Source organism: Agrobacterium sp. 16-172Ci (genome assembly GCF_053522725.1).
Window position 1 is genome coordinate 1 of the sequence record NZ_JBNWBW010000012.1, and the last position, 24,936, is coordinate 24,936.

At 60.9% G+C, this 24,936-nt stretch carries 21 protein-coding genes and 1 pseudogene; 3 read left to right on the forward strand and 19 right to left on the reverse strand.

Features of this window, described 5'->3' with window-relative positions; all coding sequences use genetic code 11:
* The 5 genes and pseudogenes from ACQZ40_RS12755 to ACQZ40_RS12775 form a co-directional block, all read right to left on the reverse strand.
* Window positions 1–99 (reverse strand): annotated as a pseudogene (locus tag ACQZ40_RS12755) (sugar ABC transporter permease); the annotation flags it as partial.
* A 174-nt stretch (window positions 100–273) separates the two neighbouring features.
* Window positions 274–1,587 (reverse strand): ABC transporter substrate-binding protein, encoded by a 1,314-nt coding sequence (locus ACQZ40_RS12760; protein WP_448748071.1) that lies wholly within the window; start codon window positions 1,585–1,587, stop codon window positions 274–276.
* A gap of 144 nt (window positions 1,588–1,731) precedes the next feature.
* A complete protein-coding gene (locus ACQZ40_RS12765; RefSeq protein WP_003524928.1) occupies window positions 1,732–2,685 on the reverse strand; it encodes a sugar-binding transcriptional regulator in 954 nt (317 codons plus the stop codon).
* A gap of 298 nt (window positions 2,686–2,983) precedes the next feature.
* On the reverse strand, window positions 2,984–4,834 hold the full coding sequence (locus tag ACQZ40_RS12770) for an ABC transporter ATP-binding protein (protein WP_065655299.1): 1,851 nt from the start codon (window positions 4,832–4,834) through the stop codon (window positions 2,984–2,986).
* Window positions 4,835–4,882: 48 nt separating this feature from the next.
* Window positions 4,883–6,046: a M20 aminoacylase family protein gene (locus ACQZ40_RS12775; RefSeq protein ID WP_125146488.1), complete on the reverse strand. Its 1,164-nt coding sequence runs from the start codon at window positions 6,044–6,046 to the stop codon at window positions 4,883–4,885.
* A 305-nt stretch (window positions 6,047–6,351) separates the two neighbouring features.
* Here ACQZ40_RS12775 and ACQZ40_RS12780 point away from each other — a divergent pair, with 305 nt between their 5' ends.
* The 3 genes from ACQZ40_RS12780 (at window position 6,352) to ACQZ40_RS12790 (ending at window position 10,128) form a co-directional block, all read left to right on the forward strand.
* On the forward strand, window positions 6,352–8,061 hold the full coding sequence (locus tag ACQZ40_RS12780; protein ID WP_142845230.1) for a peptide ABC transporter substrate-binding protein: 1,710 nt from the start codon (window positions 6,352–6,354) through the stop codon (window positions 8,059–8,061).
* Between the two features lie 143 nt (window positions 8,062–8,204).
* The gene (locus ACQZ40_RS12785) at window positions 8,205–9,215 is read left to right on the forward strand and encodes an ABC transporter permease (protein WP_142845231.1); all 1,011 of its coding nucleotides are present in this window, start codon (window positions 8,205–8,207) and stop codon (window positions 9,213–9,215) included.
* Window positions 9,208–10,128, forward strand: coding sequence for an ABC transporter permease (locus tag ACQZ40_RS12790; protein ID WP_078053234.1), 921 nt, complete (start codon window positions 9,208–9,210; stop codon window positions 10,126–10,128). Before ACQZ40_RS12785 ends, ACQZ40_RS12790 begins: the two co-directional genes overlap by 8 nt.
* 167 nt (window positions 10,129–10,295) lie before the next feature.
* On the opposite strand, the gene ACQZ40_RS12795 is transcribed toward ACQZ40_RS12790, so the two are convergent.
* From ACQZ40_RS12795 to ACQZ40_RS12860, 14 genes are all read right to left on the reverse strand, one after another.
* Window positions 10,296–10,646, reverse strand: a complete 351-nt coding sequence (locus tag ACQZ40_RS12795) for a ribbon-helix-helix domain-containing protein (protein WP_448748072.1) — start codon at window positions 10,644–10,646, stop codon at window positions 10,296–10,298.
* A 70-nt stretch (window positions 10,647–10,716) separates the two neighbouring features.
* Window positions 10,717–11,283, reverse strand: a complete 567-nt coding sequence (locus tag ACQZ40_RS12800; protein WP_448748073.1) for a DJ-1/PfpI family protein — start codon at window positions 11,281–11,283, stop codon at window positions 10,717–10,719.
* 96 nt (window positions 11,284–11,379) lie between these two features.
* Entirely contained in the window at window positions 11,380–12,777 is a 1,398-nt protein-coding gene (locus tag ACQZ40_RS12805) for an amidase (protein WP_448748074.1), read from the reverse strand.
* A 53-nt stretch (window positions 12,778–12,830) separates the two neighbouring features.
* Window positions 12,831–13,652: an ABC transporter permease gene (locus tag ACQZ40_RS12810; protein WP_448748075.1), complete on the reverse strand. Its 822-nt coding sequence runs from the start codon at window positions 13,650–13,652 to the stop codon at window positions 12,831–12,833.
* Window positions 13,649–14,599, reverse strand: a complete 951-nt coding sequence (locus tag ACQZ40_RS12815) for an ABC transporter permease (protein WP_448748076.1) — start codon at window positions 14,597–14,599, stop codon at window positions 13,649–13,651. Before ACQZ40_RS12815 ends, ACQZ40_RS12810 begins: the two co-directional genes overlap by 4 nt.
* Before the next feature lie 212 nt (window positions 14,600–14,811).
* Complete coding sequence (locus ACQZ40_RS12820; RefSeq protein WP_448748077.1) at window positions 14,812–16,347, reverse strand: ABC transporter substrate-binding protein; 1,536 nt, start codon at window positions 16,345–16,347, stop codon at window positions 14,812–14,814.
* A 183-nt stretch (window positions 16,348–16,530) separates the two neighbouring features.
* Window positions 16,531–17,433, reverse strand: a complete 903-nt coding sequence (locus tag ACQZ40_RS12825; protein ID WP_080857874.1) for a LysR family transcriptional regulator — start codon at window positions 17,431–17,433, stop codon at window positions 16,531–16,533.
* Between the two features lie 177 nt (window positions 17,434–17,610).
* Complete coding sequence (locus ACQZ40_RS12830; RefSeq protein ID WP_065655289.1) at window positions 17,611–18,360, reverse strand: ABC transporter ATP-binding protein; 750 nt, start codon at window positions 18,358–18,360, stop codon at window positions 17,611–17,613.
* The gene (locus tag ACQZ40_RS12835; RefSeq protein ID WP_080857873.1) at window positions 18,357–19,193 is read right to left on the reverse strand and encodes an ABC transporter ATP-binding protein; all 837 of its coding nucleotides are present in this window, start codon (window positions 19,191–19,193) and stop codon (window positions 18,357–18,359) included. Before ACQZ40_RS12835 ends, ACQZ40_RS12830 begins: the two co-directional genes overlap by 4 nt.
* On the reverse strand, window positions 19,190–20,122 hold the full coding sequence (locus tag ACQZ40_RS12840; RefSeq protein ID WP_080857872.1) for an ABC transporter permease: 933 nt from the start codon (window positions 20,120–20,122) through the stop codon (window positions 19,190–19,192). The genes ACQZ40_RS12835 and ACQZ40_RS12840 overlap by 4 nt, the downstream gene beginning before the upstream one ends.
* Window positions 20,119–21,186: an ABC transporter permease gene (locus ACQZ40_RS12845; RefSeq protein WP_080820577.1), complete on the reverse strand. Its 1,068-nt coding sequence runs from the start codon at window positions 21,184–21,186 to the stop codon at window positions 20,119–20,121. The genes ACQZ40_RS12840 and ACQZ40_RS12845 overlap by 4 nt, the downstream gene beginning before the upstream one ends.
* 18 nt (window positions 21,187–21,204) lie before the next feature.
* Window positions 21,205–22,845 (reverse strand): ABC transporter substrate-binding protein, encoded by a 1,641-nt coding sequence (locus ACQZ40_RS12850; RefSeq protein WP_142845236.1) that lies wholly within the window; start codon window positions 22,843–22,845, stop codon window positions 21,205–21,207.
* Window positions 22,846–22,894: 49 nt separating this feature from the next.
* Window positions 22,895–23,950, reverse strand: coding sequence for a dipeptidase (locus tag ACQZ40_RS12855; RefSeq protein ID WP_448748078.1), 1,056 nt, complete (start codon window positions 23,948–23,950; stop codon window positions 22,895–22,897).
* Window positions 23,951–24,157: 207 nt separating this feature from the next.
* Window positions 24,158–24,865, reverse strand: a complete 708-nt coding sequence (locus tag ACQZ40_RS12860; RefSeq protein ID WP_448748079.1) for a phosphoribosyltransferase — start codon at window positions 24,863–24,865, stop codon at window positions 24,158–24,160.
* Between the last annotated feature and the right edge of the window lie 71 nt (window positions 24,866–24,936).

Here is a 24,936-nt window from a genome sequence, read left to right on the forward strand (position 1 = left end):
CAGCGTCATCGCCAGAGGCACGATCATCCACACCAGCAACAACAGCACCGATGGCGCAAGCATGACCCGCGCTAATCCGCTCGTGTTTCGGGTTGCCATTGCACTCACCTCCCCTTGGGCCTGGGCGTCACGACATGCGCCCGGCATATCCGGAAGAACCGGCTCATTCTTGTTTTGATTTGAAAGGCTTAAACGCCACCATACAGACCGGCGGCTTGCCGTCCCCAAGGTTCGCTGCCCGGCATTGGCGCCGGGCAGCGATCTTCGGGAGGATTACTTGATGTAGCCGGCGCGGGTCATTTCACGCGTCGCGGTCGACTGGGCGCCCGCAAGCGCATCGTCAACGCTGGACTGACCGGCAACGACCCCCGAGAACAGCTGACCGACCGTGGTGCCGAGCGCCTGGAATTCAGGGATCGCCACGAACTGACCGCCGGTGTAAGGCACGGGCTTTACGGTCGGCTTGGTGATGTCAGCGGCATCCATTGCGGCAAGCGTCGGCTTGGCGAAGGCGGCGGCCTTTTCATACTCGGCATTCTTGTAAAGCGAGGTGCGGGTGCCCGGAGGCACGTTTGCCCAGCCTTCCTTGGAAGCGACAAGCTCGGTATATTCCTTGCTGGTTGCCCAGGAGATGAACTTCTCGGCCGCTTCCGCCTTCTGCGAGCTCTTCGGGATCGCGAGGTTCCAGGACCACAGCCAGTTGCCGTGGTTCTTCAGCTCGCCATGCGTCGGGAAGATGGCATAACCGACCTTGTCGGCAACGGTGGAATCCTTCGGGTTGGAGACGAAGGAAGCAGCGACCGTAGCGTCGATCCACATGCCGCACTTGCCCTGCTGGAACAGCGTCAGGTTTTCGTTGAAGCCGTTCGAGGATGCACCGGAAGGGCCGGCATCTTTCATCAGATCGACGTAGAACTGCAGGGAGCTCTTCCATTCCGGCTGATCGAACTGCGGCTTCCAGTTTTCATCGAACCAGCGGCCGCCGAAGGAGTTGGTGAGCGCGCTGATGAAGGCCATGTTTTCGCCCCAGCCGGCCTTGCCGCGCAGGCAGATGCCGTTGATATCGGCCTTGCGGTCGGTAATCTTGCGGGCGGCGTCGCCGATGAATTCCCAGGTCGGGTTATCGGGCATCTTCAGGCCGGCTTTTTCGAACAGGTCCTTGCGATACATGATCATGGCGGATTCGCCATAGAAGGGCGCGGCGTAAAGCTTGCCTTCGCTGGAGAGGCCGCCGCGGATCGCCGGCAGCAGATCGTCGACGTCATATTTGTCGCCGAGCTTCTCGAGCGGCAGCAGCCAGCCCTGCTTGGCCCAGATCGGCACTTCGTAATTGCCGATGGTCATGATGTCGTATTGGCCGCCATTGGTGGCGATATCGGTCGTCACGCGCTCACGCAGGACGTTTTCTTCAAGTGTCACCCACTCGACCTTGATGTCGGGGTTCTTGGTGGTGAAGTCTGAGGTCAGACCCTGCATGCGGATCATATCGCCGTTGTTCACGGTCGCGATGGTCAGCGTCTCGGCGGAAGCAAGGGTCGAAAAGGCGAGTGCCGAGCATGCGCCCAGCAAAATGGTCTTCAATGTCATATCTTCCTCCCAGAAGAAAAATGATGAGCATTCGCTTTGCTCTAGGGCATTTACTCACCTCATCAGCAAAAAAGTCAAGCGACATCCTGTGCTGCGACGCACATGGAAAAACCAAGCCATTGATTTTATGTGTTTAATTTTTGCTCAGTGCGTGAGCAAATATTCGCTTGTGACTTCATCGGTGATGAGGCCGTTCAGCAGACCGCCCCTCAGCGCCGCCAGAATCGAGGCGTTCTTGCGTGCGCCCTGCGCCATGCCGATGACGGTGCAGGTCTCTCTTGAAGGGATGGGAACGGAGGCGACGCGCTCGTTGACGGAATGCTCGAGAATGCGGCCATTGGCATCATACATCCAGCCGCAAATCTCGCCGACGGCACCGCTTGCCATCAGCGCCTTCATCTCATCCACGCCGAGGAAACCATCGACGCAGAGCGGTGCGTTTTCGCCAAGTTCGCCGACACCGACGAAGGTGACATTGGCCGCAGAACCCAGCGCCAGCGTGGAGCGCACCATGGACTGGTCGTGCAACAATTCGCGCTCTTCCGCAGAAGAACATAGAACCGGCAGCGGCATTGGGAAATGCCGTGCCTTGATAGCATCGGCCATGCTGAAGATGACGTTATAATAGGCGGCCGAGCCATCCGGCCCGATATTGCCCGTCAGCGACACGATGCGATGCTGGGGGCATTCCATCGGGGGCAGCTGGTCGACGGCGGCCTTCAAGGTACGGCCGGTGCCGATGGCGAGCACGATGGGATCGGCATTTTTCAGCCAGCGCTCGATTTCCGCCGCCCCGGCCTCGGCGATGCCGACCGTGGAGGAGACGCCGGCCGGATCGCTCGGCACCACCTCGATATATTTCAGGTCGAATTTCTCTTTCAGCCGTTCGGCTTTTTCGAGACAGGCGGCGATAGGGTGATCGAGCCGCACCTTGATCAACCGCTCGGCGACGGCAAGCGATACCAACCGCTGCGCCGATTGCCGGGAAATGCCCATGGCGGCGGCGATCTCATCCTGCGTGCGCCCAGCGACATAATAAAGCCAGCCGGCACGGGCCGCATCGTCCAGCCGTCCATGTGCGTCGTTTCGTCTGGCCATGCCGCCGCCCTTTAAGAATTATGCTTGCGCATTTGCTGGCATTTTTTTGCGTCGGCTGTCAAACGGGGGATTCGGAAGAGGGCGTGCGGCGGGCCTAAAATCATCTGGCGTGGCGGTGCGGCAAATTTCTTCTCCCCGCCGGGGAGAAGGTGGCCCGAAGGGTCGGATGAGGGGGCAACGTTAGCGATATACGGAGAACTTGCCCCCTCATCCCGCTGCCGCGACCTTCTCCCCCACGGGGAGAAGAAATGCGCGGCGACCGCTCGGTTCCTTACCAGCTCTCCGCCCATACCCTCATTCACGCTGCTTCCTGCACCAGATGCCCGGCGGAAACCTCGCGGTAATGGCGCTGCGGCGGCACATAATCCACCGGCCGAATCGGGCTTTTGATCTCGTCGGTCGCCATGTTGCGCCGGATCTGCCGCCGCGCCGGGTCCGGCACCGGAACGGCGGACATCAGCTTTTTCGTATAGGGATGTTGCGGATTGTCGAAAACCGCCGCGCGCGGCCCGATTTCGACGATCTCGCCGAGATACATCACCGCCACACGATGGCTGACGCGCTCCACCACCGCCATGTCATGGCTGATAAACAGGAAAGCGAGGTTGAGGCTCTGTTGCAGGTCGAGCAGCAGGTTGCAGACCTGCGCCTTGATGGACACATCTAGCGCAGACACCGCCTCATCGGCGACGATAACCTTCGGATCGAGCATCAGCGAGCGGGCAATGGCGATACGCTGGCGCTGTCCGCCGGAAAATTCGTGCGGGAAACGCCGCATCATATCCGGGCTGAGGCCCACCTTTTCCAGAAGATCGGCCGCCTTTTCGCGAGCCTGCTGCTTGGTTCCAAGGCGATGCTCGATAAAGGGCTCCATGATCGCCGTGCCGATGCTCATGCGCGGATCGAGCGAGGCGAAGGGATCCTGGAAGATCATCTGCACGCTGCGGCGCATGGTGCGCAGCGTCGTCTTGTCGAGCTTCAGCACCTCGTAACCGTCAAGCATGACATTGCCGGATGTCGGCTCGATCAGCCGGGTGATGGAGCGGCCCGTGGTGGACTTGCCGCAGCCCGATTCACCCACGAGAGACAGGGTTTCGCCCTCGGCGAGATCGAAGGAGACCTTTTCCACCGCATGCACGGCGCCGGATTTGCGGCCGAAAAGGCCAGTGCGGATATCGAAACGGGTGGTGAGGTCCTTGACGGAAAGAATGGGCGTGCGGCCGCCGGAGACCGTATCCTTCACCTCCGCGACGGGCTGGCTTTCGCCGGTCTTGATATCGATGATCGGGAAACGGGCCGGCAGCACCCTCTCCTTCATTGAGCCGAGCTTCGGCACCGCCGAAAGCAGCGCCCGCGTATAAGGATGGCGGCCACGATGGAAGATGTCGTCGGTGGTGCCGGTTTCCACCACATCGCCGCGGAACATGACGATGGTGCGGTCCGAGACTTCCGCCACCACGCCCATATCATGGGTGATGAACAGGACCGACATGCCCTCCTCTTCCTGCAACGTCTTGATGAGGTCGAGAATCTGGCCCTGAATGGTCACATCGAGCGCCGTTGTCGGCTCGTCGGCGATCAACAGCTTCGGTTTGGAGGCAAGCGCCATGGCGATCATCACGCGCTGGCGCATGCCGCCGGAAAACTGGTGCGGGTAATCATCGAAACGGTTCTTCGCATTGGGAATACGGACCTTCTCAAGCAGGCGGATGACCTCGGCGCGCGCAGCGGATGAGGAAATATCCTGATGCACGGTCAGCGCCTCGGCGATCTGCTTGCCGATCGGGAAGATCGGGTTAAGGCTGGTCATCGGCTCCTGGAAGATCATCGAAATGTCCTTGCCGCGAACCTTGCGCATCTCCTCTTCCGGCAGCGCCAGCAGGTCGCGCCCGCCGAGCATGACCTTGCCTTCGATGCGGCTCGTCTTTTTATCGAGCAGCCGCATGATGGAGAGCGAGGTAACGCTCTTGCCGGAGCCGCTTTCGCCGACGATCGCCACCGTTTCGCGCGGCGCGATCTCGAAACTCATATTGCGGACCACGGATTTCCAGCCGCCATCGACGCGGAAGGATGTGGTGAGATTTTGAACCGATAAAACCGGGCTTACCGAACCGCCGGTCTGTTCCATGGACGTTGCCGCCAAAAGCATGCCGATCTCCTGAAAAGCAAAAGGCGGCCACGAAGGCCGCCGGATGTCTTACGCAGCAAGTGCGGTTTCGGCCATCGAAACCCAGTAGCTGATGCCGTAAGGCAGCGCATCGTCGTTGAAATCATAGGCCGCATTGTGCAGCCCGGCGGTATCGCCATTGCCGATGAAGATGAAGGCGCCGGGGCGTGCTTCCAGCATGTAGGAGAAATCCTCCGCCCCCATATGCGGGTTCGGATTGGTGTTGACGGCGTTCGCACCGGCCACGCCCATCGCCACGCCGGTCGCGAATTCGGTCTCGTCACTGTGGTTGAAGGTGACGGGATAACCGCGATGATAATTCACCTCCACGGTGGCGCCATGCGCCATGGCGGTGGCGGTCGCCACTTCCTTCAGGCGCTTTTCGGCGAAATCGCGGGTTTCCGGCAGCAGCGTGCGCACCGTTCCCGTCAGCGTCACCGCACCGGGAATGACATTGACGGCCGTGCCGCCATGGGTGGTGGCGACGGTGACGACCAGCGATTTCAGCGGATCCGTTTCGCGCGAGACGATGGATTGCAGGGCGATGATGATATGCGCCGAGGTCAGCACAGGATCGATGGAAAGATGTGGGGCGGCCGCATGGCTGCCCTTGCCGGTGATGACGATTTCGAAACTATCCGCAGCCGCCATAGTCGATCCCTTGCGGATGGCGAAATTGCCGACCGGAATGCCCGGCTCATTATGCATGCCATAGACCTGCGAAATGCCGAATTTCTCCATCATGCCGTCGTTCAGCATGGCGAGCGCGCCAGCGCCGCCCTCTTCCGCCGGCTGGAAGATCACCGCCACGGAGCCCTTGAAATTGCGGGTCTCGGCCAGATATTGCGCCGCACCCAAAAGCATGGCGGTGTGCCCGTCATGACCGCAGGAATGGGCCTTGCCCGGCGTCTTCGAAGCCCAGGGCTTGCCGCTTGTCTCGAGGATCGGCAGCGCGTCCATGTCGGAGCGGAAACCGATGGTCGGGCCATCCCCGTGACGGCCCTTGATGATGCCGACTACGCCGGTCTTGCCGATGCCGGTCTCGACGACGTCGCAGCCGAAGGATTTCAGTTTTTCGGCCACAAATTTCGATGTTTCGAAGACATCGTAGAGCAGTTCCGGGTGTTCATGCAGATGGCGCCTCCAGCCGGCAACTTCTTCCTGCATTTCAGCCACACGGTTCAATATCGGCATTCTCTTTTTCCCTTTTTTTGTTCCCCGCCGGGTTGTCGGACGCCATATTGCGTTTGGAATTTCTCGTTTTGCAAGCATGAAATTTGCTGCATGAGCGAAAAATAGGCCCAAAACTGAATGGCTCAATTTTTGTTCATCAAAGGAACATTGGGACTTGCTTTTCAAAAAAACTGACAATAGCATCATCGGGAATGGAGGAATATTCCTTAGCAAAGTCAAATACTTAGAATAACAGACCTTGCACATGACGACGGGAAAAGCGTCAAACATTCAAACAGATAAAATCCAAAAAGGGGAAAACGACAATGAAGAAGCGCAGCGTTCTCTTTGCCAGCACGGTGGCGGCCATGGCCCTGGCAGGCTCTGCCGCCCATGCCGAGCGTGGCAGTGACGGCGAACTGAAAATCCTGTTCTGGCAAGCAGTATCGACACTTAATCCTTATCTTTCCGGTGGCACGAAGGAAGTCTACAGCTCGTCCATGGTGATTGAGCCGCTGGCGCGCTACGACGAAAAGGGCGAGCTGGTGCCGATGCTGGTCACCGAAATTCCGACGATCGACAATGGCGGCGTCGCGAAGGATTTGCTCAGCATGACCTGGAAGCTGAAAAGCGACGTGAAGTGGTCGGATGGCACGCCGTTCACCGCCGAGGACGTTATTTTCACCTGGAAATATTGCACCGCACCGGATGGCGGCTGCGCGCAGGCGGCGCAATATGAGGGCGTGAAGAATGTCGAGGCCGTCGACGCCCACACCGTCAAGGTCAGCTTCACCGAACCGAAACCTTACCCCTATTCCGCATTCGTCGGCGCACAGTCGCCGGTCATCCAGAAGAAGCAGTTTGAAAAATGCGTCGGCGCTGCCGCGCCCGGCTGCACATCCGCCAATTTCGGCCCCATCGGCACCGGCCCCTTCGTGGTCAAGGATTTCAAGCCGAATGACGTGATCAGCTTCGTCGCCAACACCAATTACCGCGACCCCGCCAAGCCCGCCTTCGCGACGGCGACCCTGAAGGGCGGCGGTGATGCCGCCTCCGCCGCACGCGCCGTGCTGGAAACCGGCGAATTCGACTATGCCTGGAACATGCAGGTGGAGCCGGAAATCCTCGCCACCATGGTAGCCGCAGGTAAAGGCAAGCTTGAGACAGCCTTCGGCACCCAGGTCGAGCGTATCAATCTCAACTGGTACAATGCCGATCCTTCGCTGGGCGACAAGCGCTCCACCAAGCAGGCCGGCCCGCACCCTGCCCTTTCCGATCCGGCCGTGCGCCGTGCATTGTCGCTTGCCATCGACCGCGATGTCATCGACGAAGCGGGTTATGGCGAAGCGGGCAAGCCGACCTGCAACATCGTGCCGGCGCCGGAAGCCGTCGCTTCCACCAAGAATGACAGCTGGTGCCTGAAGCAGGATGTGGAAGGCGCAAACAAGCTGCTCGACGATGCCGGCTGGGTGAAGGGCGCCGATGGCATCCGCGCCAAGGATGGCGTGAAGCTCTCCTTCCTCTACCAGACCTCCACCAACTCGGTTCGCCAGGCCACGCAGGAACTGGTGAAGGACATGTGGTCGCAAATTGGCGTTGCCTCCGAACTGCGCAATGTCAGCGCCTCGGTCTTCTTCGGCGGCGACCCGGCAAGCCCGGATACCTTCCAGAAATTTTATGCCGACGTCGAAATGTACACCAACAATTTCGACGGCACGGACCCGGAAAAATATCTGGCGGAATGGCTGTGCGACAAGATTCCGGCCCCGGAAAACGGCTGGCAGGGCCAGAATATTCCGCGTTATTGCAACCCGGAATTCGACAAGCTGGTGGGTGAACTCTCCAAGACCGCCGAGCTTGCCAAGCGCGCGGAAATTTCCAAGCAGCTGAACGACATGCTGACGGAGGAAGGCGCGCATATTCCGCTCATCCACCGCGGCAGCGTTTCCTCGCATTCGCTGACGCTGGAAGGCGTTCGCATGAATGCCTGGGATTCGGAACTCTGGAACGTCGCGGACTGGTCCCGCAAGAAGTAACACGCGGATGCGCCGGCTTCTCCCCCAGGAGAGGCCGGCCTTCTGCATGCCCCTGGACCATGATCTGAAGACACATTTGCCGCGTTAAGGCGAAAACGCTCCCAATTTTCGTCCTGTCGCGCTCTGGGTCTGGAGAGTTTCAGATGTTTACCTTTACGCTCCGGCGGCTTACCTTTGCCGTACCGACGCTGCTTGTCATCAGCTTCGTCATCTTCGCGCTGCTCGATCTTGCGCCGAACGACCCGACCGGCGACCTGCCGCTCACCATCCCGCCGGAAGTGCGCGAGCAAATCCGCGCCTCGCTTGGCCTCGACCAGCCCTTCTTCATCCGCTACCTGATGTGGCTGCAGCAATTCTTCATCAACGAACCGCTGAACCTCATTGAAAGGCTGACCGGCTGGCAGATCGGCGATGGCAGCCGCATGCGGGTGCTTTCCTGGGCGACACGCAGCCCGGTGGTCGATCTCGTCATTCAGCGCATGCCGCAGACGCTGTGGGTGGTGGGCCTCGCCTATCTCTTCGGCGCGCTGCTGGCGATCCCGATCGGCGTCATCTCCGCCTATAAGCAATATTCGATCTTCGACCAGATCGGCACCTTTGTTTCGATGGTCGGTTATTCGGTGCCGACCTTCTTTACCGGCGTGCTGCTGGTCGTCATCTTCAGCTCTTACCTGCAATGGTTCCCTTCCGTTTACGACACCAACCTTCAGGTGACCGACTGGGGAAGTTTCGTGGCGCAGGTGAAGCAGATGTTCCTGCCGGTACTGGTGCTGACGCTCTACAATGTCTCGCAGATCAGCCGCTTCGTGCGCGCCTCGATGCTCGACAATCTGCACCAGGATTATGTGCGCACCGCGCGCGCCAAGGGCGTGAAGGAAAAATCCGTCCTGCTCATCCACGTGCTGCGCAACAGCCTAATCCCGGTCGTGACCGTGATTGCGCTCGGCGTGCCGACGATCTTTTCCGGCGCCATCATCACCGAGCAAATCTTCCGCGTGAACGGGCTTGGCCAATTGCTGATCACCGCCGTTCAGGGCGCGGATATTCCGCTTGTACAGACGCTGACCTTCATTTTCGCGGTGCTTATCGTGCTCTTCAACCTGATTGCCGACGTGCTGTACGGCATTCTCGACCCGAGGATCCGCTATGACTGACGCCACCATCGCAGCGCCGACGGTTGCGGCCACCCCCACGCAATCTGCCCTTGCCGATATCTGGAAACAGTTCCGCGTTCACAAGGGCGGCGTGGCGGGCCTCATCGTCTTCGTCTTCATCCTGCTGGCGGTCTATGTCGGCCCCTATATCCACACCGTTGCACCCAACGCCATCAATGTGAAGGCGCGCAACCAGTGGCCGTCGCTTGCGCATCCTTTCGGCACCGATAATCTTGGCAAGGACATGCTGGCGCAGGTTCTGGCCGGCGGGCGCATTTCGCTTGCCGTCGGCATCACCGCCATGCTGCTGGCGCTGTTTCTCGGAACGCTGGTGGGCGTGCTGTCCGGCTATTTCCGCAGGCTCGACGGCCCGCTGATGCGGCTGACCGACCTGTTCCTGGCGCTGCCGCTCTTGCCGCTGCTGCTCGTCATCCTGATGCTGTTTCGCGATACGCTGCGCGCCGCCTTCGGGCCGGAAACCGGCATCTTCATCCTCATCGTCTTCGTGATCGGGATAACCAGCTGGATGCATACGGCCCGTATCGTGCGCGGCGATGTGCTGACGATCAAAAGCCAGGAATTCATCATGGCGGCGAAATCGAGCGGCATGCGCGAATACCGCATCATCCTCAGGCATATATTGCCGAATGTGCTGAGCTCGATCATGGTCTCGGCCACGCTCGGCATTGCCGCCGCCATCATCACGGAATCCGCGCTGTCCTTCCTCGGCCTCGGCTTCCCCTCCGATTTCCCGACCTGGGGACGGCTGCTGTTCGATGGCGCCAACTTCCTGCAACTGACGCCCTCGCGCGTGCTGTGGCCGGGGCTGGCGATTTCGCTCACGGTTCTGAGTGTCAACTACATCGGTGATGCGGTGCGCGATGCGCTCGATCCAAGAGCGCTGAAGAGTTGAGCGCTCCCCTTCCCTCATCCCTGTGCTTGTCACAGGGATCCAGCCAACCCAAGTCCTTGGGCTGAAAGAACTCTCCCCGCCGCGCAGACGCGCGTCGGCTGGATTCCTGTGACGAGCACAGGAATGAGGTTGAGGGGATGCCCCGGCACATAAAAAACGAACGTGCCCTAGTGATAATTCACCTTCTCCGCATCGAGAATGCTGTCCGCATCCAGCGCCGCAATCGGAATATCGCTGCGCGCCGGAATATCGCCGGAAAGCTGAAGCGCCAGATAACGCCCGCAGCAGACCCGAAGGAACGAGGTGAAATTGCCCAGATCGTGCCCGGCATTGATCGATTCATTATAAAGCTTGGCGATGAGCTGCACGCTGTTCATGCCGTCACGCCGCGCGATCTCGTCCAGCGTCGACCAGAAGAAGTTTTCAAGCCTGACACTGGTGACCATGCCATCGATCCTGAGCGACCGCGTATGGCTCTCCCAAAGCGCCGGGTCTGCCTTGATGAAAAGCTTGCACATGGTTTCCTCCCTCACCACGCCTGAAAGATAGGCGGAGAACGGGGCCGGAAAAAGCCCCGTTTCGCCGGTCTCATTTGCCGAGCATGGCCATGAATTGCGAAAGCCACGCCGGGTGCGCCGGCCATGCTGGCGCTGTTACCAGCTTGCCGTCGGTAACGGCCGCATCGATGGCGATATCGGCATAGGTGCCGCCCGCCAGTTCCACTTCGGGGCGGCAGGCGGGATAGGCCGAGCAGGTACGGCCCTTCAAGACGCCCGCAGCGGCGAGCAATTGCGCGCCATGGCAGACGGCGGCCACCGGCTTGTCGGCATCGAAGAAATGTTTTACCGCCGAAAGCACATCCGCATTGAGCCGCAGATATTCCGGCGCGCGGCCGCCGGGAATGACCAGCGCATCGTAATCCGCCACCTTGATATCGGCGAAGGTGGCGTTGAGCGCGAAATTATGGCCGCGTTTTTCCGAATAGGTCTGGTCGCCCTCGAAATCATGGATGGCCGTGGCAATGGTCTGGCCCGCCTTCTTGCCGGGGCAGACGGCATGCACCGTGTGGCCAACCGCGAGCAGCGTCTGGAACGGCACCATGGTCTCATAATCCTCGGCGAAATCGCCGGCGATCATCAAAATCTTCTTCGGCATGTCTGCTCCTCCCGTTTTCGAATGCCTTTGGGCACCCTAACAGGCAGGATCGAGATGCGGGTATTATGGCAATACTACAGGGCCGATAAAGGTGGATCAGCGGGCCTGCGGCGGCTGCGGCCAGCGTCTCACACCGCCGCCCCAATTCTCGAAGGCTTTTGAAAGCTTCAGCACGAACAAATCCTCGTAACGCGGCCCGACGATCTGCAAGCCGATGGGCATTCCCGATCTGGAGAAGCCGCAATTGATCGAGGAGGCCGGCTGTTCCGACATGTTCCACGGCACCGTGAAGGCGATATGCTCGAAGGGGAGTTCGGGATCATTGGTGGGCGAGGCCCAGTCGGCCGGATAGGACACGATGGGATTGACGGGTGAAATCACCGCATCAACAGACTGCATCAACCGCCCGCAAGCCTTACGCATTTCCATGGTCTGGTTGAAACCGAAAACGGCGCGCGCGCCGGAAACATCCGCCCCCTTCTGCGCCCATTCATGAATATAGGGAAGGATCGCGGCGCGACGGTCCGCGCTCAGCGCCGCCATGTCGCCCCAGAACTTCGCCCGCCAGAAATCGTCCAGCCCGTCCAGCATTTCCCGAGTCAGCAACGGCTCGACCGGGATGACGATGGCGCCCGCAGCCTCGAACAGTTTCGCGGCGGAGAGCACGGCGTCGCGCACCTCTTCGTCCAGCGGCAGGCCGCAGCCGGCATCCAGCATCAGGCCGATTTTCAGGCCCTTCACATTAATATCGAGGTCCATCCAGTCGATATCGTTGGGCGGCAGCGCCGTGCCGTCGCGCCAGTCGGGACGGGAAAGCGTCGCCATGGCATAGGCGGCGTCGGCAACGGTGCGGGTCATCGGTCCGGCGCAGCGGCCGGTATAATAGGGATCGACCGGGATGCGGCCCTGGCTTGGCTTGAATCCGAAGAGCCCGGTCCACCCCGCCGGCAGCCGCACCGAGCCGCCAATATCCGTGCCGATATGCAGCGTGCCGTAACCCGCAGCCCCGGCCGAGGCCGCACCGGCGCTGGAGCCGCCGGGGTTCTGGGTGGGGTCCCACGGATTGCGGCTGAGCTTGTGGAAACTGGAAAGACCGGAGGAAAGCATGCCGTAATCCGGGCACGTCGTCTTGGCGTAAATAATCGCGCCATCCTCCCGGCAGCGGGCGGCCACCGGCGCGTCCTCTACCGCGGGCACCAGTTCCACCGCTTTGGTGCCGAGCGGCACCGGATGGCCTTTCGTGGCGATCAATTCCTTCAGCGAAACCGGAATGCCATCGAGGGCCCCGAGCGTTTCGCCTTTTTGCCAACGTTGCGTCGAGGCCAGCGCTTGCCTGCGTGCATCTTCCGGATCGTAGGCGTAAAGCGCGTTCACCACCGGTTCGAAGGCATCGATACGCGCCTCCACCGCCTGCCAATATTCCGATGGCGAAAGCTTCCTCTCCCGGTAAAGCGCCAGGATTTCGAGCGTGTTGAGGTCTATGAGATCGGTCATGGCATCGTCTCGTCAGAAAAACAGGAAATGGGGGCGACAGCTTTTTTGAGCGGTCAGCTGGTATCGCGCGGGTCCAGCAGGTCGCGCAGGCCATCGCCGAGAAGATTGAGGCCGAAGACGGCGAGCGCAATCGCAAGGCCGGGCATGATGGCGAGCCAGGGCGCCGTGCCGAGATAGGTCTGGGCATCGGCCAGCATCCGCCCCCAGGTGGCGGCGGGTGGCGGCATGCCGAGACCGAGGAAAGAAAGGCCTGCTTCCGTCAATATCGCAAGACCGAGCTGGATCGTCACCTGCACGATGATCTGGTTGGATATATTCGGTACGATGTGGAAAAGCGTGATCTTGGCGCGGTTCTGGCCGATGCTGGTGGCGGCGGTGACATATTCCCGCGACCATATCTGCAACGCCGCCCCCAGCGTCAGCCGGGCAAAGACGGGCACCATGAAGGTGGCGATGGCGATGATGGCGGTAAAACGGCCCGTGCCGATGAAGGCGCCCAGCATCATCGCCGACAGGATGGGCGGCACGGCGAAGATGATGTCGCAGATGCGCATGACCATGGTTTCGGTGAAACCGCGCAGCGCTGCAACCGCAACGCCAATGGTCGTGCCGATAAATGCGCCGATGGCGACGGCGGCGATGGAGGTGGAGAACGAGTTCCACGCGCCGGCCATCAGCATCGACAACACGTCGCGGCCGAAATGATCTGTGCCGAGGCCGCCATAAACGAAGGGCGATTTCAGCTTCTGAACGATCTGCATCTTGGTGGGGGACACTGGCGTCCAGACCAGCGACAGCAGGGCGACTGCGACCAGAAAGACCGTGACGGCGATGCCGACGGCAAAGGCGGGGCGGCGGCGGATCAATCGCATCATCGCGCACCTGCCCGCAGTCTCGGATCGATGAAGAGATAGGCAATATCGACCACGAAATTCATGACGATCACCAGCGCCGAGAAAAACAGCACGACGGATTGCATGACGACGATATCGCGCTGGGTCAGCGCCTGATAGGCAAGCCGCCCGAGACCCGGCAGGTTGAAGACATTTTCCACCAGCACCGCGCCGGCAATGAGGAAGGTGAATTGCAGGCCGATCATGGTGACGACGGGGATCATCGCGTTCGGCACCGCATGCCGCCACAGCGCCACCCGTTCGCTCAGGCCCTTGGCCCGGGCAGTGCGCACGAAATCCTCATTCATCACTTCCAGCACGGCGGAGCGGCAGACGCGGGTGAGAACCCCGGCCTGCGACAGCGCAAGGGCGACCGCCGGAAGCACCAATGCTGTGAGACCCGCTGAAAAGCTCGGCGTCCAGCCGGGAAAACCGCCGGCCGGCATCCAGCCGAGCGTGGTGGAAAAGACGATGATGAGCAGCAGCCCGACCCAGAAGCCGGGCACGGCAATGCCCACATGCGAAAACAGCCCGGCCGCAAAATCCAGCGCCCCGTTGCGGCTCCTCGCCGCCGCCACGCCGAGCGGAATGGCGATGGCCACCGAAAGGCAGACGGCCAGCAGCGCAAGCGGCAGGGTAACGGCCAGCCGCTCCAGGATCAGCCCTGCAACCGGCACGCCATAGGTATAGGATTGCCCGAGATCGCCATGAAACACACCGGCCAGCCAGTGGAGATAACGCAGCGGCAGCGGCTGATCGAGGCCCATCTGCTTCTGCAGCGCCGCGAGCGTATCGGGGCTCGCCGAGGTTCCGAGCATGATGGCGGCAGGATCGCCCGGCAGCAGGCCCATGACGACATAGATGATGAGGGAAACGGCAAACAGGGTGATAACGAGGCTTAAAAGACGCCGGATGAGGACGGCTAACATCTGGCATCTTCTCCTTGCTTTGTTTCGCCTGCGGTCGAAGGTCCAGTTATCTCTCTCCCGTCATTCCGGCCCTGAGCCGGAATCCAGCCGACGCGCGTCTGCGCGGCGGAGAGAGCCCTTTCAGCCCAAGGACTTGGGCTGGCTGGATGCCGGATCATCCTCGGGCTCGACCCGGGGACCGGCATGAAGGAAGAAACGGCTATCGACAAACGTCACTCTTCCCAATGCACATCCGTCAGCACATTCGAGGGAATGGGCTCGTTTTCCCAAAGCCCCTTCACCTTCCTGTCCCAGACGCCGAGTTTCGGCATGACGAAAAGATAAAGGGCGGGTACATCTTCCGCGAGGATTTTCTGAGCTTCGCCATAGAGCTTTTCCTGCTCGCCGGCATCCGCCGTCTTTTCCACATTCGCCACGACTTCGTTGAAAGTCGGGTTCTTGTAATTGAAATAATAGGGGTCGCGCGCATAGATATCGATATCCATCGGCTCGGCATGGGCAACGATGGTCATGTCGTAATCCGCGCCTTTAAGAACATCCGCCACCCATTTCGCCGGAAACTCGGTGGTCTCGATGGTCATGGTCACGCCGATTTCGGCAAACATCGCCTGCAGGATTTGCGAGGTGCGCTGGGCATAGGCCATTTGCGGGGCTTTGATGGTGAAGCTGAAACCATCCGGATAACCGGCTTCGGCAAGCAGCACCTTGGCCTTGTCGATATCAAAGGGGTGAATGCCCGTCGTATCGATATAGCCGCGGTCATTCGGCGTGTAATGGCTGCCGATGGCCGTGCCGAAGCCGGACCAGGCGCCTTCGATGACAGTGCCGCGATCCACCGCCATCATCAGCGCCTGACGCACGCGCTTGTCGTCAAAGGGCTTGCGGGCATTGTTCATGCCGGCCACGACCTTCAACTCGGTATTGCCGACGAAGGTGCCGAGGCGCGCGTCGCCATCGAAGGAGGTCATCAGTTCCGGCGCGCCGAATTCCGGGAAGGCATCGATATCGCCGGATTTCAGTGCGGCGGCCTGCGCCTGCGGATCGGAGACGAAACGGAAGGTCGCCTTGTCGAGCTTTACCGCCACGGCCTTGTCCCAATAGGCGTCGTTCTTCTGCAACTCGACCTTGTCGCCCTTGGCCCAGGCCACGAATTTGAACGGGCCGGTACCGACAGGAGTGGTGCGGTTATTCTCGGCGCTTTTCGGCGCCACCATCACGGAGGCCGGCCAGCCGAGCCAGTAGAGGAGGCTGCCGGCCGGCTGCTTCAGCGTCAGCACCAGCGTTGCGGCATCCGGCGTCTCTATACTGTCGATGGCGGCGAAGAAGCGTTTCTGCGGATTGACCGAGCTTTCGCCACGCGCCCGATCCAGCGAAAATTTGGCGACAGACGAATCGAAAGCCTCGCCATCATGGAAAGTCACGCCCTTGCGCAGCCTGAACGTATAGGTCTTGCCATCAGGGGAAATTTCCCAGCTTTCGGCGAGCTGCGGCTTTACCTTGCCCTCGCGGTCGATCTTCACCAGACCTTCGAAGACATTCTGCCAGGTGACCTGGCCGATGGCGACGGGGGCGGCGATGGTCGGATCAAGACCGGCCGGCTCCACCGCCATGCCAAGCGTCAGCGCGGTTTTCGCCGCGGCTTCGGCAACCGTTGCCGAAAGAGGCAGCCAGAGCGCCGTGCCCAATGCAAGGGTCAGCGCGGTACGGCGCGAAAGCGTTGCCGCCTGCGAAAGATAAGTGCGTGGCATCATTGTCCCCTGTCTGGCGGCCGGGGCATTTTTGCCCTTCCGAAGACCGCCCGTTGCAAAAAGAGTGTCATGTTGCAGGCGCACACACAATCTCGATTTTTGTGTGCTCCGTGTAGCTGAAATGGCTACACGGAAATGCGGATGGAAATCAACCTTCCGGGCGGAAAGACCAAACTGTCCCGCTTATCCCGCCGTCGCCTCGCGCATGAAGCGCTCGATGAAATCGGCGAGCTTGGAGGCGGCGAAGGACAATTGCCGGTCGGGCGCAACGCAGAGATCGATCTGGGTGTGGATGCCCTTCTTGCCGGAGAGCGGAACGGCGACCATCTGCCCGCTGCGGATTTCCCGCGCCACAGAAAGCGCCGGCAAAAGCGTGGCGGCGGCGTGGCCCAGTACCAGCTCCTTCAGCATTTCCAAAGAGCTGGTAATGAAGACGGGATCAAGCTCGATGCCCGCATCGGCAAACAGCGTGTCGAAGGCCTGACGCGCCGCGAAACTCTTGTCCGGCAGGGCAAGCGGCAGGCTGGCCAGCTCTTTGAGCGAGACTTCCGTCTGCCCGGCAAGCGCATGGCCGGCCGGGAAGATGGCGTCGTAGCTGATGCGGGTGCGAGAGCGCACTTTCACGCCAGAAAGCTTAGGGGCAAACAGGCTGACGACCAGATCGGCCTCCGCAGCACCCAGCGCCTCCATTGCCTGCCGGGCGCTGGTAATATGCACCTCGAAACGCAACTTCGGATATTTCAGACTGAACTGCGCCAGCACCGGCGCCAGAAGGTTCGCCACCGTCGCACCATTGGCATAGACCGTGACGCGGCCGCGCTGCAGGCCCTTTAGATCATCGATGAGCTGGTGGACGTGGTCGAGTTCCCGCAACGTCTTGCCGGCGCGGGCAGCTAGCAGCTCTCCCGCAGCCGTCAGCTTCACGCCGCGGCTGGAACGCTCCACCAGCGGCGAGCCGAAATAATATTCGAGGTTCTCAATCTGCCGGCTCACCGCTGTCGGCGCGACATTCAGGTTTTCCGCTGCGGCGCGCATGGAATTGGTGCGGACGAGTTCGTCGAAATACATCAGGGCGCGCAGTTGCATGGTCTGGATACCTTGTTTTGGCCGACACCGTCCGTCATGCCGGGCTTGACCCGGCATCCAGCGCGATCAAGTCCTTGATCGCAGTAGAGTCTCTGACCGCGCAGACGCGCGGTCGCTGGATTCCGGCTCAAGGCCGCAGTGACGGAAGATGTCATTTGACCCGACTATAGCGGCACCTCAAACGCGCTTGAAGCCCTCGCTCGCCACCAGCAGCTGCCTTGTATAATCCGCGCTGAATTCCCGGCTTTCCAGCGCCTCGGCTTCCAGCATTTCCACCACCCTGCCGCTTTTCATCACCGCAAGGCGATCGCACATGTGGCTGATGACGCCGAGATCGTGGCTGACCATGACGAAGGTGAGGTTGCGATCCTTGCGTGCCTGTTCGAGCAGGTTGAGGATTTCCGCCTGAATGGAGGCGTCGAGCGCCGAAGTCGGCTCATCCAGCAGCAGGATTTTCGGCTCGACGATCAGCGCACGCGCAATGGCGATGCGCTGGCGCTGGCCGCCGGAAAGCTGGTGCGAATAACGGAAGCGGAAGCCGGAACCGAGGCCCACCTCGTCCAATGCCCGGGCAATGCGCTGCTCGCGATTGTCGAGACCGTGGATGACCAGCGGCTCAAGCAGCAACGCATCCACCGTCTGGCGCGGGTGAAGCGAGCCATAGGGGTCCTGAAACACCATCTGCACGTCGCTATAGAAGCTCTTGTCGCGGTGCTTGCCGGCATAGGAGCGCCCCGCCACCGTCAAGGAGCCCTCATCGAAATGGTTGAGGCCGGCAATGGCGCGCAGCAGCGTCGATTTGCCGGAGCCGGACTCACCGACGATGCCGAAAGATTCACCCTCGGCCACATCGATGCTGACGCGGTCGAGCGCGATATAACCGTCGAAATCGACCACCATGTCGCGAACGGAAAGAACTGAACTCATGCGCGCCACTCCGGCTTGCGTTCCAGAACCGGCAGCGGATGCCGGTGGCCGCCGATTTCCGGCAGGCAGTTCAGCAGGCCCTGCGTATAGGGATGTTTCGCTTCTTTCAGATTGGCCGAGGACAGTTCCTCCACCACCTTGCCGGCATACATGACCAGAACGCGGTCGCAGAAAGACGATACCAGCCTGAGATCGTGGCTGACGAAGATCAGCCCCATGCCGCGGTCGCGCACCAGCTTGTCGAGAATATCGAGCACTTCGAGCTGCACCGTCACATCGAGCGCCGATGTCGGTTCGTCGGCGATCAGCAGTTCCGGGCCGCAGACCAGCATCATGGCAATCATGACACGCTGGCCCATGCCGCCCGAAACCTCGTGCGGGTAAAGATCGAAGACACGCTCGGGATCGCGGATCTGCACGGCTTCCAGCATGGCGAGCGTGCGCTGACGCGCCTCGCCGCCGCCGATCTTTTCATGGGTGCGCAGGGTTTCCATGATCTGGCGGCCGATGGTCATGACCGGGTTCAGCGAATATTTCGGGTCCTGCAGGATCATGGCCATGCGCTTGCCGCGCATGATCCGCCGCTCTTTTGCAGACGCCTTGAGCAGATCAATATCGCCGAAGCGCAGCGCATCGGCCTCGATGCGCGCGTTTTTCGGGGTCAGCCCCATGATGGCGCGGCCGGTCTGCGATTTGCCGGAACCGGATTCGCCGACGATGCCGAGACGCTCGCGGCCGAGCGTGAAGGACACGCCGCGCACCGCCTCCACCAGCCCGGTGCGGGTGGGGAAGGACACGCGCAGGTTCTGAACGGTCAGAAGCGGCGCGCTCATTGGCCCGCCTCCTTGGGATCCAGCGCATCGCGCAGACCGTCGCCCAGGAGATTGAAACCGAGGCTGACGATAAGGATCGCCACGCCGGGCATGGCCGCGACCCACCATTGATCGAGAATGAAGCGGCGGCCGGAAGCGATCATCGCGCCCCATTCCGGCAGCGGCGGCTGTGCGCCGAGACCGAGGAAGCCGAGGCCTGCGGCAGTGAGGATGATGCCCGCCATATCCAGCGTCACACGCACGATGAGCGACGACAGGCAGAGCGGCATAACGTGCTTCAGCACAATACGGAAAGGCGACGCGCCCATGAGTTTGACCGCGGCGATGAAATCGGAATTGCGGAAAGTCATGGTTTCGGCGCGCGCGATGCGCGCATAGGGCGGCCATGAGGTGAGCGCGATGGCGAGCACCGCGTTTTCGATGCCCGGCCCAAGCGCCGCGACCAGCGCCAGCGCCAGAACGAGCTTCGGAAAGGCAAGGAAAATATCGGTGATGCGCATCAGCACCGCATCCACCCAGCCGCCGGCATAACCGGAAACCGTGCCGACGATGAGGCCGACGGGGGCTGCGATGATGGCGACCAGCAGAACCACGAACAGCGTCAGCCGCGAACCGTGAATGAGGCGCGAGAGAATATCGCGGCCCTGATCGTCGGTGCCAAGCAGATAACCTTCCGTGCCGGGCGGCAACAGCCGGGCATTGCGCAGATCGCCCTGCACCGGGTTATGCGGCGCCAGAACATCGGCAAACAGCGCCACGAACAGCAGCGCGATGATGATGCCGAGCCCAAGCAGCGCCAGACGGTTTTCCGAAAAGCGCCGCCAGATGACATAGGCGCGGCCAAGCCGCGCCTGCCTGCGCGAGGCCGGCCGGTCGGAGAGCAGCCATTCGCGGCTATAGGGTTTGATCGTATCGGTCGAAAGGGTCATCGGCTGCGCGTCCTTGGATCGAGCGTCCGGTAAAGCAGATCGGAGAAGAGATTGATGCCAACGAAGATGGCGCCGATCACGATCGTGCCGCCGAGAACGGCATTCATATCCGCATTCTGCAGGGAATTGGTGATGTAGAGGCCAAGCCCCGGCCAGGCGAAGATGGTTTCGGTGAGCACCGAACCTTCCAGCAGACCGGCATAGGAGAGTGCAATCACTGTCACCAGCGGCACGGCGGCGTTGCGCAGCGCGTGGAACCAGATGATGCGGGTTTCCGAAAGCCCCTTGGCGCGGGCCGCGACGATATATTCCTGGCTAAGCTCGTTCAGCATGAAGGAGCGCGTCATGCGGCTGATATAGGCCAGCGAAAAATAACCGAGCAGACAGGCCGGCAGGATGATGTGGCGGAAGAGATCCCACAACACGTCCCATTGCCGCTGCCAGATCGCGTCGATCAGGAAGAAGCCCGTGACCGGCGTGAAGGTGAATTCATAAACGATATCCATGCGGCCGGGATAAGCCACCCATTGCAGCCGGGCGTAAAACACCAGCAGCGCCAGAAGGCCGAGCCAGAAGATCGGCACGGAATAACCGATGAGGCCGATGACGCGCACCACCTGATCGGCAAAGCTGCCACGCTTGACGGCGGCAAGCACGCCAAGCGGAATGCCGAAGACGGCGCCGATGATAGTGCCGAGCGTGGCGAGTTCTATCGTCGCCGGAAACACCCGCTTGATATCCTCCATCACCGGATTGGTGGTGAGGACGGAGGTGCCGAAATCGCCCGATAGCGCCTGTTTCAGATAAAGGAAGAACTGCTGCCAGAGCGGCAGGTTGAGGCCGAGCTGCTCACGCACCCGCTCGACCACATGCGCAGGCGCACGGTCGCCGACGATCGCCAGCGCAGGATCGATCGGCACGACGCGGCCAATGAAGAATGTGACCGCCATCAGCCCCAGAAAGGTGGTGATGACGGTGACGGCGAAGCCGAGAACGGCTTTCACGCGGGCATTGGCACGGCGTTTGCCGTGCCTCGCCCTGCTGTTGCTTTCAACCATGCTCAAGAGACCGATCCTTCCGGATCATTCCTTGGAAATGGTGTAGACGAAGTTGGTGTCGAAGCTCGGTCCGAGCTTCAGGCCCTTCAGCTTGGCGGAATATCCCGCCACTTCCGTCTGCTGGAAGATGATGACGAAGGGACCCTTCGCCAGAACTTCCTTCTGCAGGTTTTCATAGATGGCGGCGCGCTTGGCGCTGTCCTTCTCCAGAAGCGCCGACTGGGTTTCCTTGGTCAGGTCAGGAACGTCCCAGGCATTGCGCCAGGCGAGCGTCTTGTTCTTGCCCTCGTCGGAATTGTCGTAGTTGATGGTGAAGGTTTCCGCATTCGAGTTCGGGTCGAAATAGTCCGAACCCCACTGGCCAATGTAGATATCATGCGTGCGGGCGCGATATTTGGTCAGCGTCTGCTTGCCGTCGCCGGGGATGATTTCCAGCTTGATGCCGGCCTGCGCCAGCGTCTGCTGCACGCTTTCGGCAATGCCGGTTACCGGCTGGGTGTTGCGCACATCCATGGACACGGTGAAGCCGTCCTTCAGGCCGGCCTTGGCGAGAAGCTCCTTCGCCTTGGCGACGTCGAGCTTGTAGGGGTTCTCGTCAAGCGCGCCGAGCTGGCCCTTCGGCAGGAAGGTCTGGTGAATTTCGCCGATGCCCTTGATGATCGTCGCACCGATGGCATCGTAGTCGACCAGATATTTGAAGGCTTCGATGACTTCGGGCTTCTTCAGGTTCTCGTTCTTCTGGTTGAGGCTGAAATAATAGACGGTGCCCTTCGGCGCGGAGGTGACGGCAAGGCCTTCCTTCTTGGAAACGGCTTCCATGTCGCCCGGCTCAAGGTTGCGGGCCACATCGATATCGCCGTTCTCAAGCGCCAGGCGCTGGCCCGAGCTTTCCTTCATGTGGCGATAGACCACACGCTTCAGCTTCGGCTTCTCGCCGTAATAATTCGGGTTGGCCTCGAGGATGACGGCTTCGTTGGCCTTCCAGCCGAGAATCTTGTAAGGGCCGGAACCGGCATAACCGGTCTTCAGGAACTCGTTGCCGAAATCCGTGTCGTATTTGTAGTCGGCGCTCGGCGTGACCGACTTGGCCTTTTCCGTCACGAATTTCTTGTCGACCACCGAAGCGACGGTTGCGGTCAGCACGTTCAGCACAAAGCTCGGCGCATAGGGCTTGTCGACCGTCAGAACGAAGGTGTTCGCATCCGCGGCCTTCGCCTTTTCGGTGACGTTGTCACCGCTGAGGCCGAACTGCGTCAGCAGGAATGCCGGCGACTTGTCGAGCTTCACGGCACGTTCGAAGGAGAAGGCCACATCATCGGCCGTGACCGGATTGCCCGACGCGAATTTCAGGCCGGATTTCAGCTTGAACGTATAGGTGAGACCATCGTCGGAGGTCGTCCAGCTTTCGGCCAGATCGCCGATAACCTTGGACGTGTCGTTGAGATCGATGGAAACCAGCTTGCTGTAGGTGTTGCCGGTAACTTCAGCTGCGGACAGCTCGAATGCCTCGCCCGGATCGAGCGTGATGATGTCGTCGATGGCGAAACCTTCGACCAGCGTATCGGCCGGCGTTGCGGCAAAAGCATGGGGCGCCGCCAGCATCATCAGCGACAAAGCGGCGCTGGTGCTCAGAATGCGCATGGATTTGTTGAGCGATTTGATCATAGGATCTCCCCTTTTGTTATAAGCTTGATTTGGTTCGCTTCAGCTCTTCTCAGGCCGCCTCGTGCCAGGCCTCAGACAAAACACGCAGCCAGTTTTCCCGGCATATTTTAGCAAGTTCTCCATCACCGTAGCCCGCCGATTTCAGCGCCGCAACCAGATTGTGATTGCCGCTCGCATCGGCAACGCCGACGGGTATCGTCGCGCCGTCGAAGTCCGATCCCAGCGCCACGCAATCGATGCCCATGCGCTCCACCATGTAATCGATATGGCGCACCATGTCGGAAAGCGGCGTATCGGCAATGTCGCGCGCATCCGCGCGCAGCATGGTCACGGCATAATTAAGCCCCACCAGCCCGCCGCTTTCCCTGATGGCATCCATCTGCCTGTCGGTGAGATTGCGGGCGACGGGGGTAAGCGCATGTGCGTTTGAATGGCTGGCGATCAGCGGCTGGTTGGTGGTCTTCGCCACATCCCAGAAGCCTTTTTCGGTGATGTGCGCGAGATCGATGAGAATGCCGAGCCTGTTGCATTCCTTCACCAGCGCAAAACCGGCGTCGGTGAGGCCGGGCGCCGTATCGGGAGACATGGGATAAGAGAAAGGAACGCCATGGCCGAAGATATTGTGCCGGCTCCAGACCGGGCCGAGCGAGCGCAGGCCGGCGGCGTAAAACACCTCCAGCGCATCGAGATCGGCGTCGATCGCCTCGCAGCCCTCCATATGCAGCACGGCGGCGAAGATATCCTCGGCAAAGGCCTTGCGGATATCGGCCGTGGAGCGGCAAAGCCGCCACGCGCCGGCGCGGTCGAGCCTCAGCGCAATCGCCGCCTTTTCCATGGCGATATCGAGCGAAGGCTGGCGCTCCAGTGGGGAGGCGAGCGGCGTGTTGTAATGGCCGCTTTCATCCGGTTCCTGCAAGATGAGATCGCCGGAGGGAATATAGATCGCGCAGATGCCGCCGCCGAGGCCGCCTGCCCTTGCACGCGGGCCGTCTATATGGCCTTCGCGCGTGCCGTTCCTGAATTCGGCCACCGGATCGGCACCGGCCTTGCTGTTGCGCCACAACCGAAGCAGCACATCATTATGACCGTCAAACACTGCATGCATGGGAAGAAATTCCAGTCATCGGAAAGAACAAAACGGGGGCGGGCAGACGCCGGGATGACACCGCGCGAAAGCAAACCGGCGCATTGTTCGCCGACCGCTATTGTCTGTCGGGGGCGATCTTAGGACGATCTCTTCGAGCTTCGCAAGACACAAATTAGGCAGCGGTGAAATTATCACCACTTGCCTTTTGCCGGAATTTGCGCTTCGTCAGGTGCGCCAGCCGCCTTCCGCTTTGGTGAGTAGCGGCGTTGAAAAAACACCCCTCACCCGCTCCGGCCATTCCGGCCCGAAAGCGGCGATTTTTTCCCGCCAGCGATCCGATTGCAGCATGGCCGCGCCGATGACGGCGGGCCGAATGCCGGAGGCGGCGAGAAGAGAAAGACCCGCTATGATGGAGCTGCCGCTGGAGATGACGTCATCCACCAGCGCCACCCGCCGGTTCTCGATGAGCGGCAGCATGCGCGGATCGATATAAAGCCGTTTTTCCTGCCTTGTGGTGATGGAGGACATCGGCACCGACAGTTCCTCCAGATACCAGAATTTGCGCGAGGTGCCGAGCGGTACATATCGGGAATGGCCGAGATGCCGGGCGACGGCGGCAGCGAGCGTAAGCCCCAGCGTCGGCAGGCCGATCACGACATCTGGGCTAAAGGGCGCGAGCTTTGCGGCAAGGTCCGCGGCCAGCGCCTCCAGTACCTCGAAGGAAGCCTGATTGACGATCAGAGAGGCCAGTGCATGTTCGCCATCCGCCAGCGGCCTTATCGGCAGGCATATCTGCCTTCCGTCATCCAGCGCCGCCGGAAAAAAGGTGGAATGCGGGCCTGCCGTTTCGAAGCTGCGGCGCGGATGGATCTCCTGCCAGAACTCATGCGGCGCGGCGGGAGAATGGGCGGCAGGCGATGCGGATGGCGGCATCGGTTTTTCCTTTCAGAACCGGGATGGCGCAAGGCGCAGGCGGTTTTCGGCCACGCCAATCCCGTTCGACA

What these genes read in the sequence shown, in the direction of transcription:
- ACQZ40_RS12760 (WP_448748071.1), bottom strand. Translation starts at nt 1,587, where the DNA reads ATGACATTGAAGACCATTTTGCTGGGCGCATGCTCGGCACTCGCCTTT.
- ACQZ40_RS12820 (WP_448748077.1), bottom strand. Translation starts at nt 16,347, where the DNA reads ATGCCACGCACTTATCTTTCGCAGGCGGCAACGCTTTCGCGCCGTACC.
- ACQZ40_RS12780 (WP_142845230.1), top strand. Translation starts at nt 6,352, where the DNA reads ATGAAGAAGCGCAGCGTTCTCTTTGCCAGCACGGTGGCGGCCATGGCC.
- ACQZ40_RS12860 (WP_448748079.1), bottom strand. Translation starts at nt 24,865, where the DNA reads ATGCCGCCATCCGCATCGCCTGCCGCCCATTCTCCCGCCGCGCCGCAT.
- ACQZ40_RS12785 (WP_142845231.1), top strand. Translation starts at nt 8,205, where the DNA reads ATGTTTACCTTTACGCTCCGGCGGCTTACCTTTGCCGTACCGACGCTG.
- ACQZ40_RS12840 (WP_080857872.1), bottom strand. Translation starts at nt 20,122, where the DNA reads ATGACCCTTTCGACCGATACGATCAAACCCTATAGCCGCGAATGGCTG.
- ACQZ40_RS12830 (WP_065655289.1), bottom strand. Translation starts at nt 18,360, where the DNA reads ATGAGTTCAGTTCTTTCCGTTCGCGACATGGTGGTCGATTTCGACGGT.
- ACQZ40_RS12835 (WP_080857873.1), bottom strand. Translation starts at nt 19,193, where the DNA reads ATGAGCGCGCCGCTTCTGACCGTTCAGAACCTGCGCGTGTCCTTCCCC.
- ACQZ40_RS12815 (WP_448748076.1), bottom strand. Translation starts at nt 14,599, where the DNA reads ATGTTAGCCGTCCTCATCCGGCGTCTTTTAAGCCTCGTTATCACCCTG.
- ACQZ40_RS12765 (WP_003524928.1), bottom strand. Translation starts at nt 2,685, where the DNA reads ATGGCCAGACGAAACGACGCACATGGACGGCTGGACGATGCGGCCCGT.
- ACQZ40_RS12805 (WP_448748074.1), bottom strand. Translation starts at nt 12,777, where the DNA reads ATGACCGATCTCATAGACCTCAACACGCTCGAAATCCTGGCGCTTTAC.
- ACQZ40_RS12825 (WP_080857874.1), bottom strand. Translation starts at nt 17,433, where the DNA reads ATGCAACTGCGCGCCCTGATGTATTTCGACGAACTCGTCCGCACCAAT.
- ACQZ40_RS12795 (WP_448748072.1), bottom strand. Translation starts at nt 10,646, where the DNA reads ATGTGCAAGCTTTTCATCAAGGCAGACCCGGCGCTTTGGGAGAGCCAT.
- ACQZ40_RS12810 (WP_448748075.1), bottom strand. Translation starts at nt 13,652, where the DNA reads ATGATGCGATTGATCCGCCGCCGCCCCGCCTTTGCCGTCGGCATCGCC.
- ACQZ40_RS12770 (WP_065655299.1), bottom strand. Translation starts at nt 4,834, where the DNA reads ATGCTTTTGGCGGCAACGTCCATGGAACAGACCGGCGGTTCGGTAAGC.
- ACQZ40_RS12775 (WP_125146488.1), bottom strand. Translation starts at nt 6,046, where the DNA reads ATGCCGATATTGAACCGTGTGGCTGAAATGCAGGAAGAAGTTGCCGGC.
- ACQZ40_RS12855 (WP_448748078.1), bottom strand. Translation starts at nt 23,950, where the DNA reads ATGCATGCAGTGTTTGACGGTCATAATGATGTGCTGCTTCGGTTGTGG.
- ACQZ40_RS12850 (WP_142845236.1), bottom strand. Translation starts at nt 22,845, where the DNA reads ATGATCAAATCGCTCAACAAATCCATGCGCATTCTGAGCACCAGCGCC.
- ACQZ40_RS12800 (WP_448748073.1), bottom strand. Translation starts at nt 11,283, where the DNA reads ATGCCGAAGAAGATTTTGATGATCGCCGGCGATTTCGCCGAGGATTAT.
- ACQZ40_RS12790 (WP_078053234.1), top strand. Translation starts at nt 9,208, where the DNA reads ATGACTGACGCCACCATCGCAGCGCCGACGGTTGCGGCCACCCCCACG.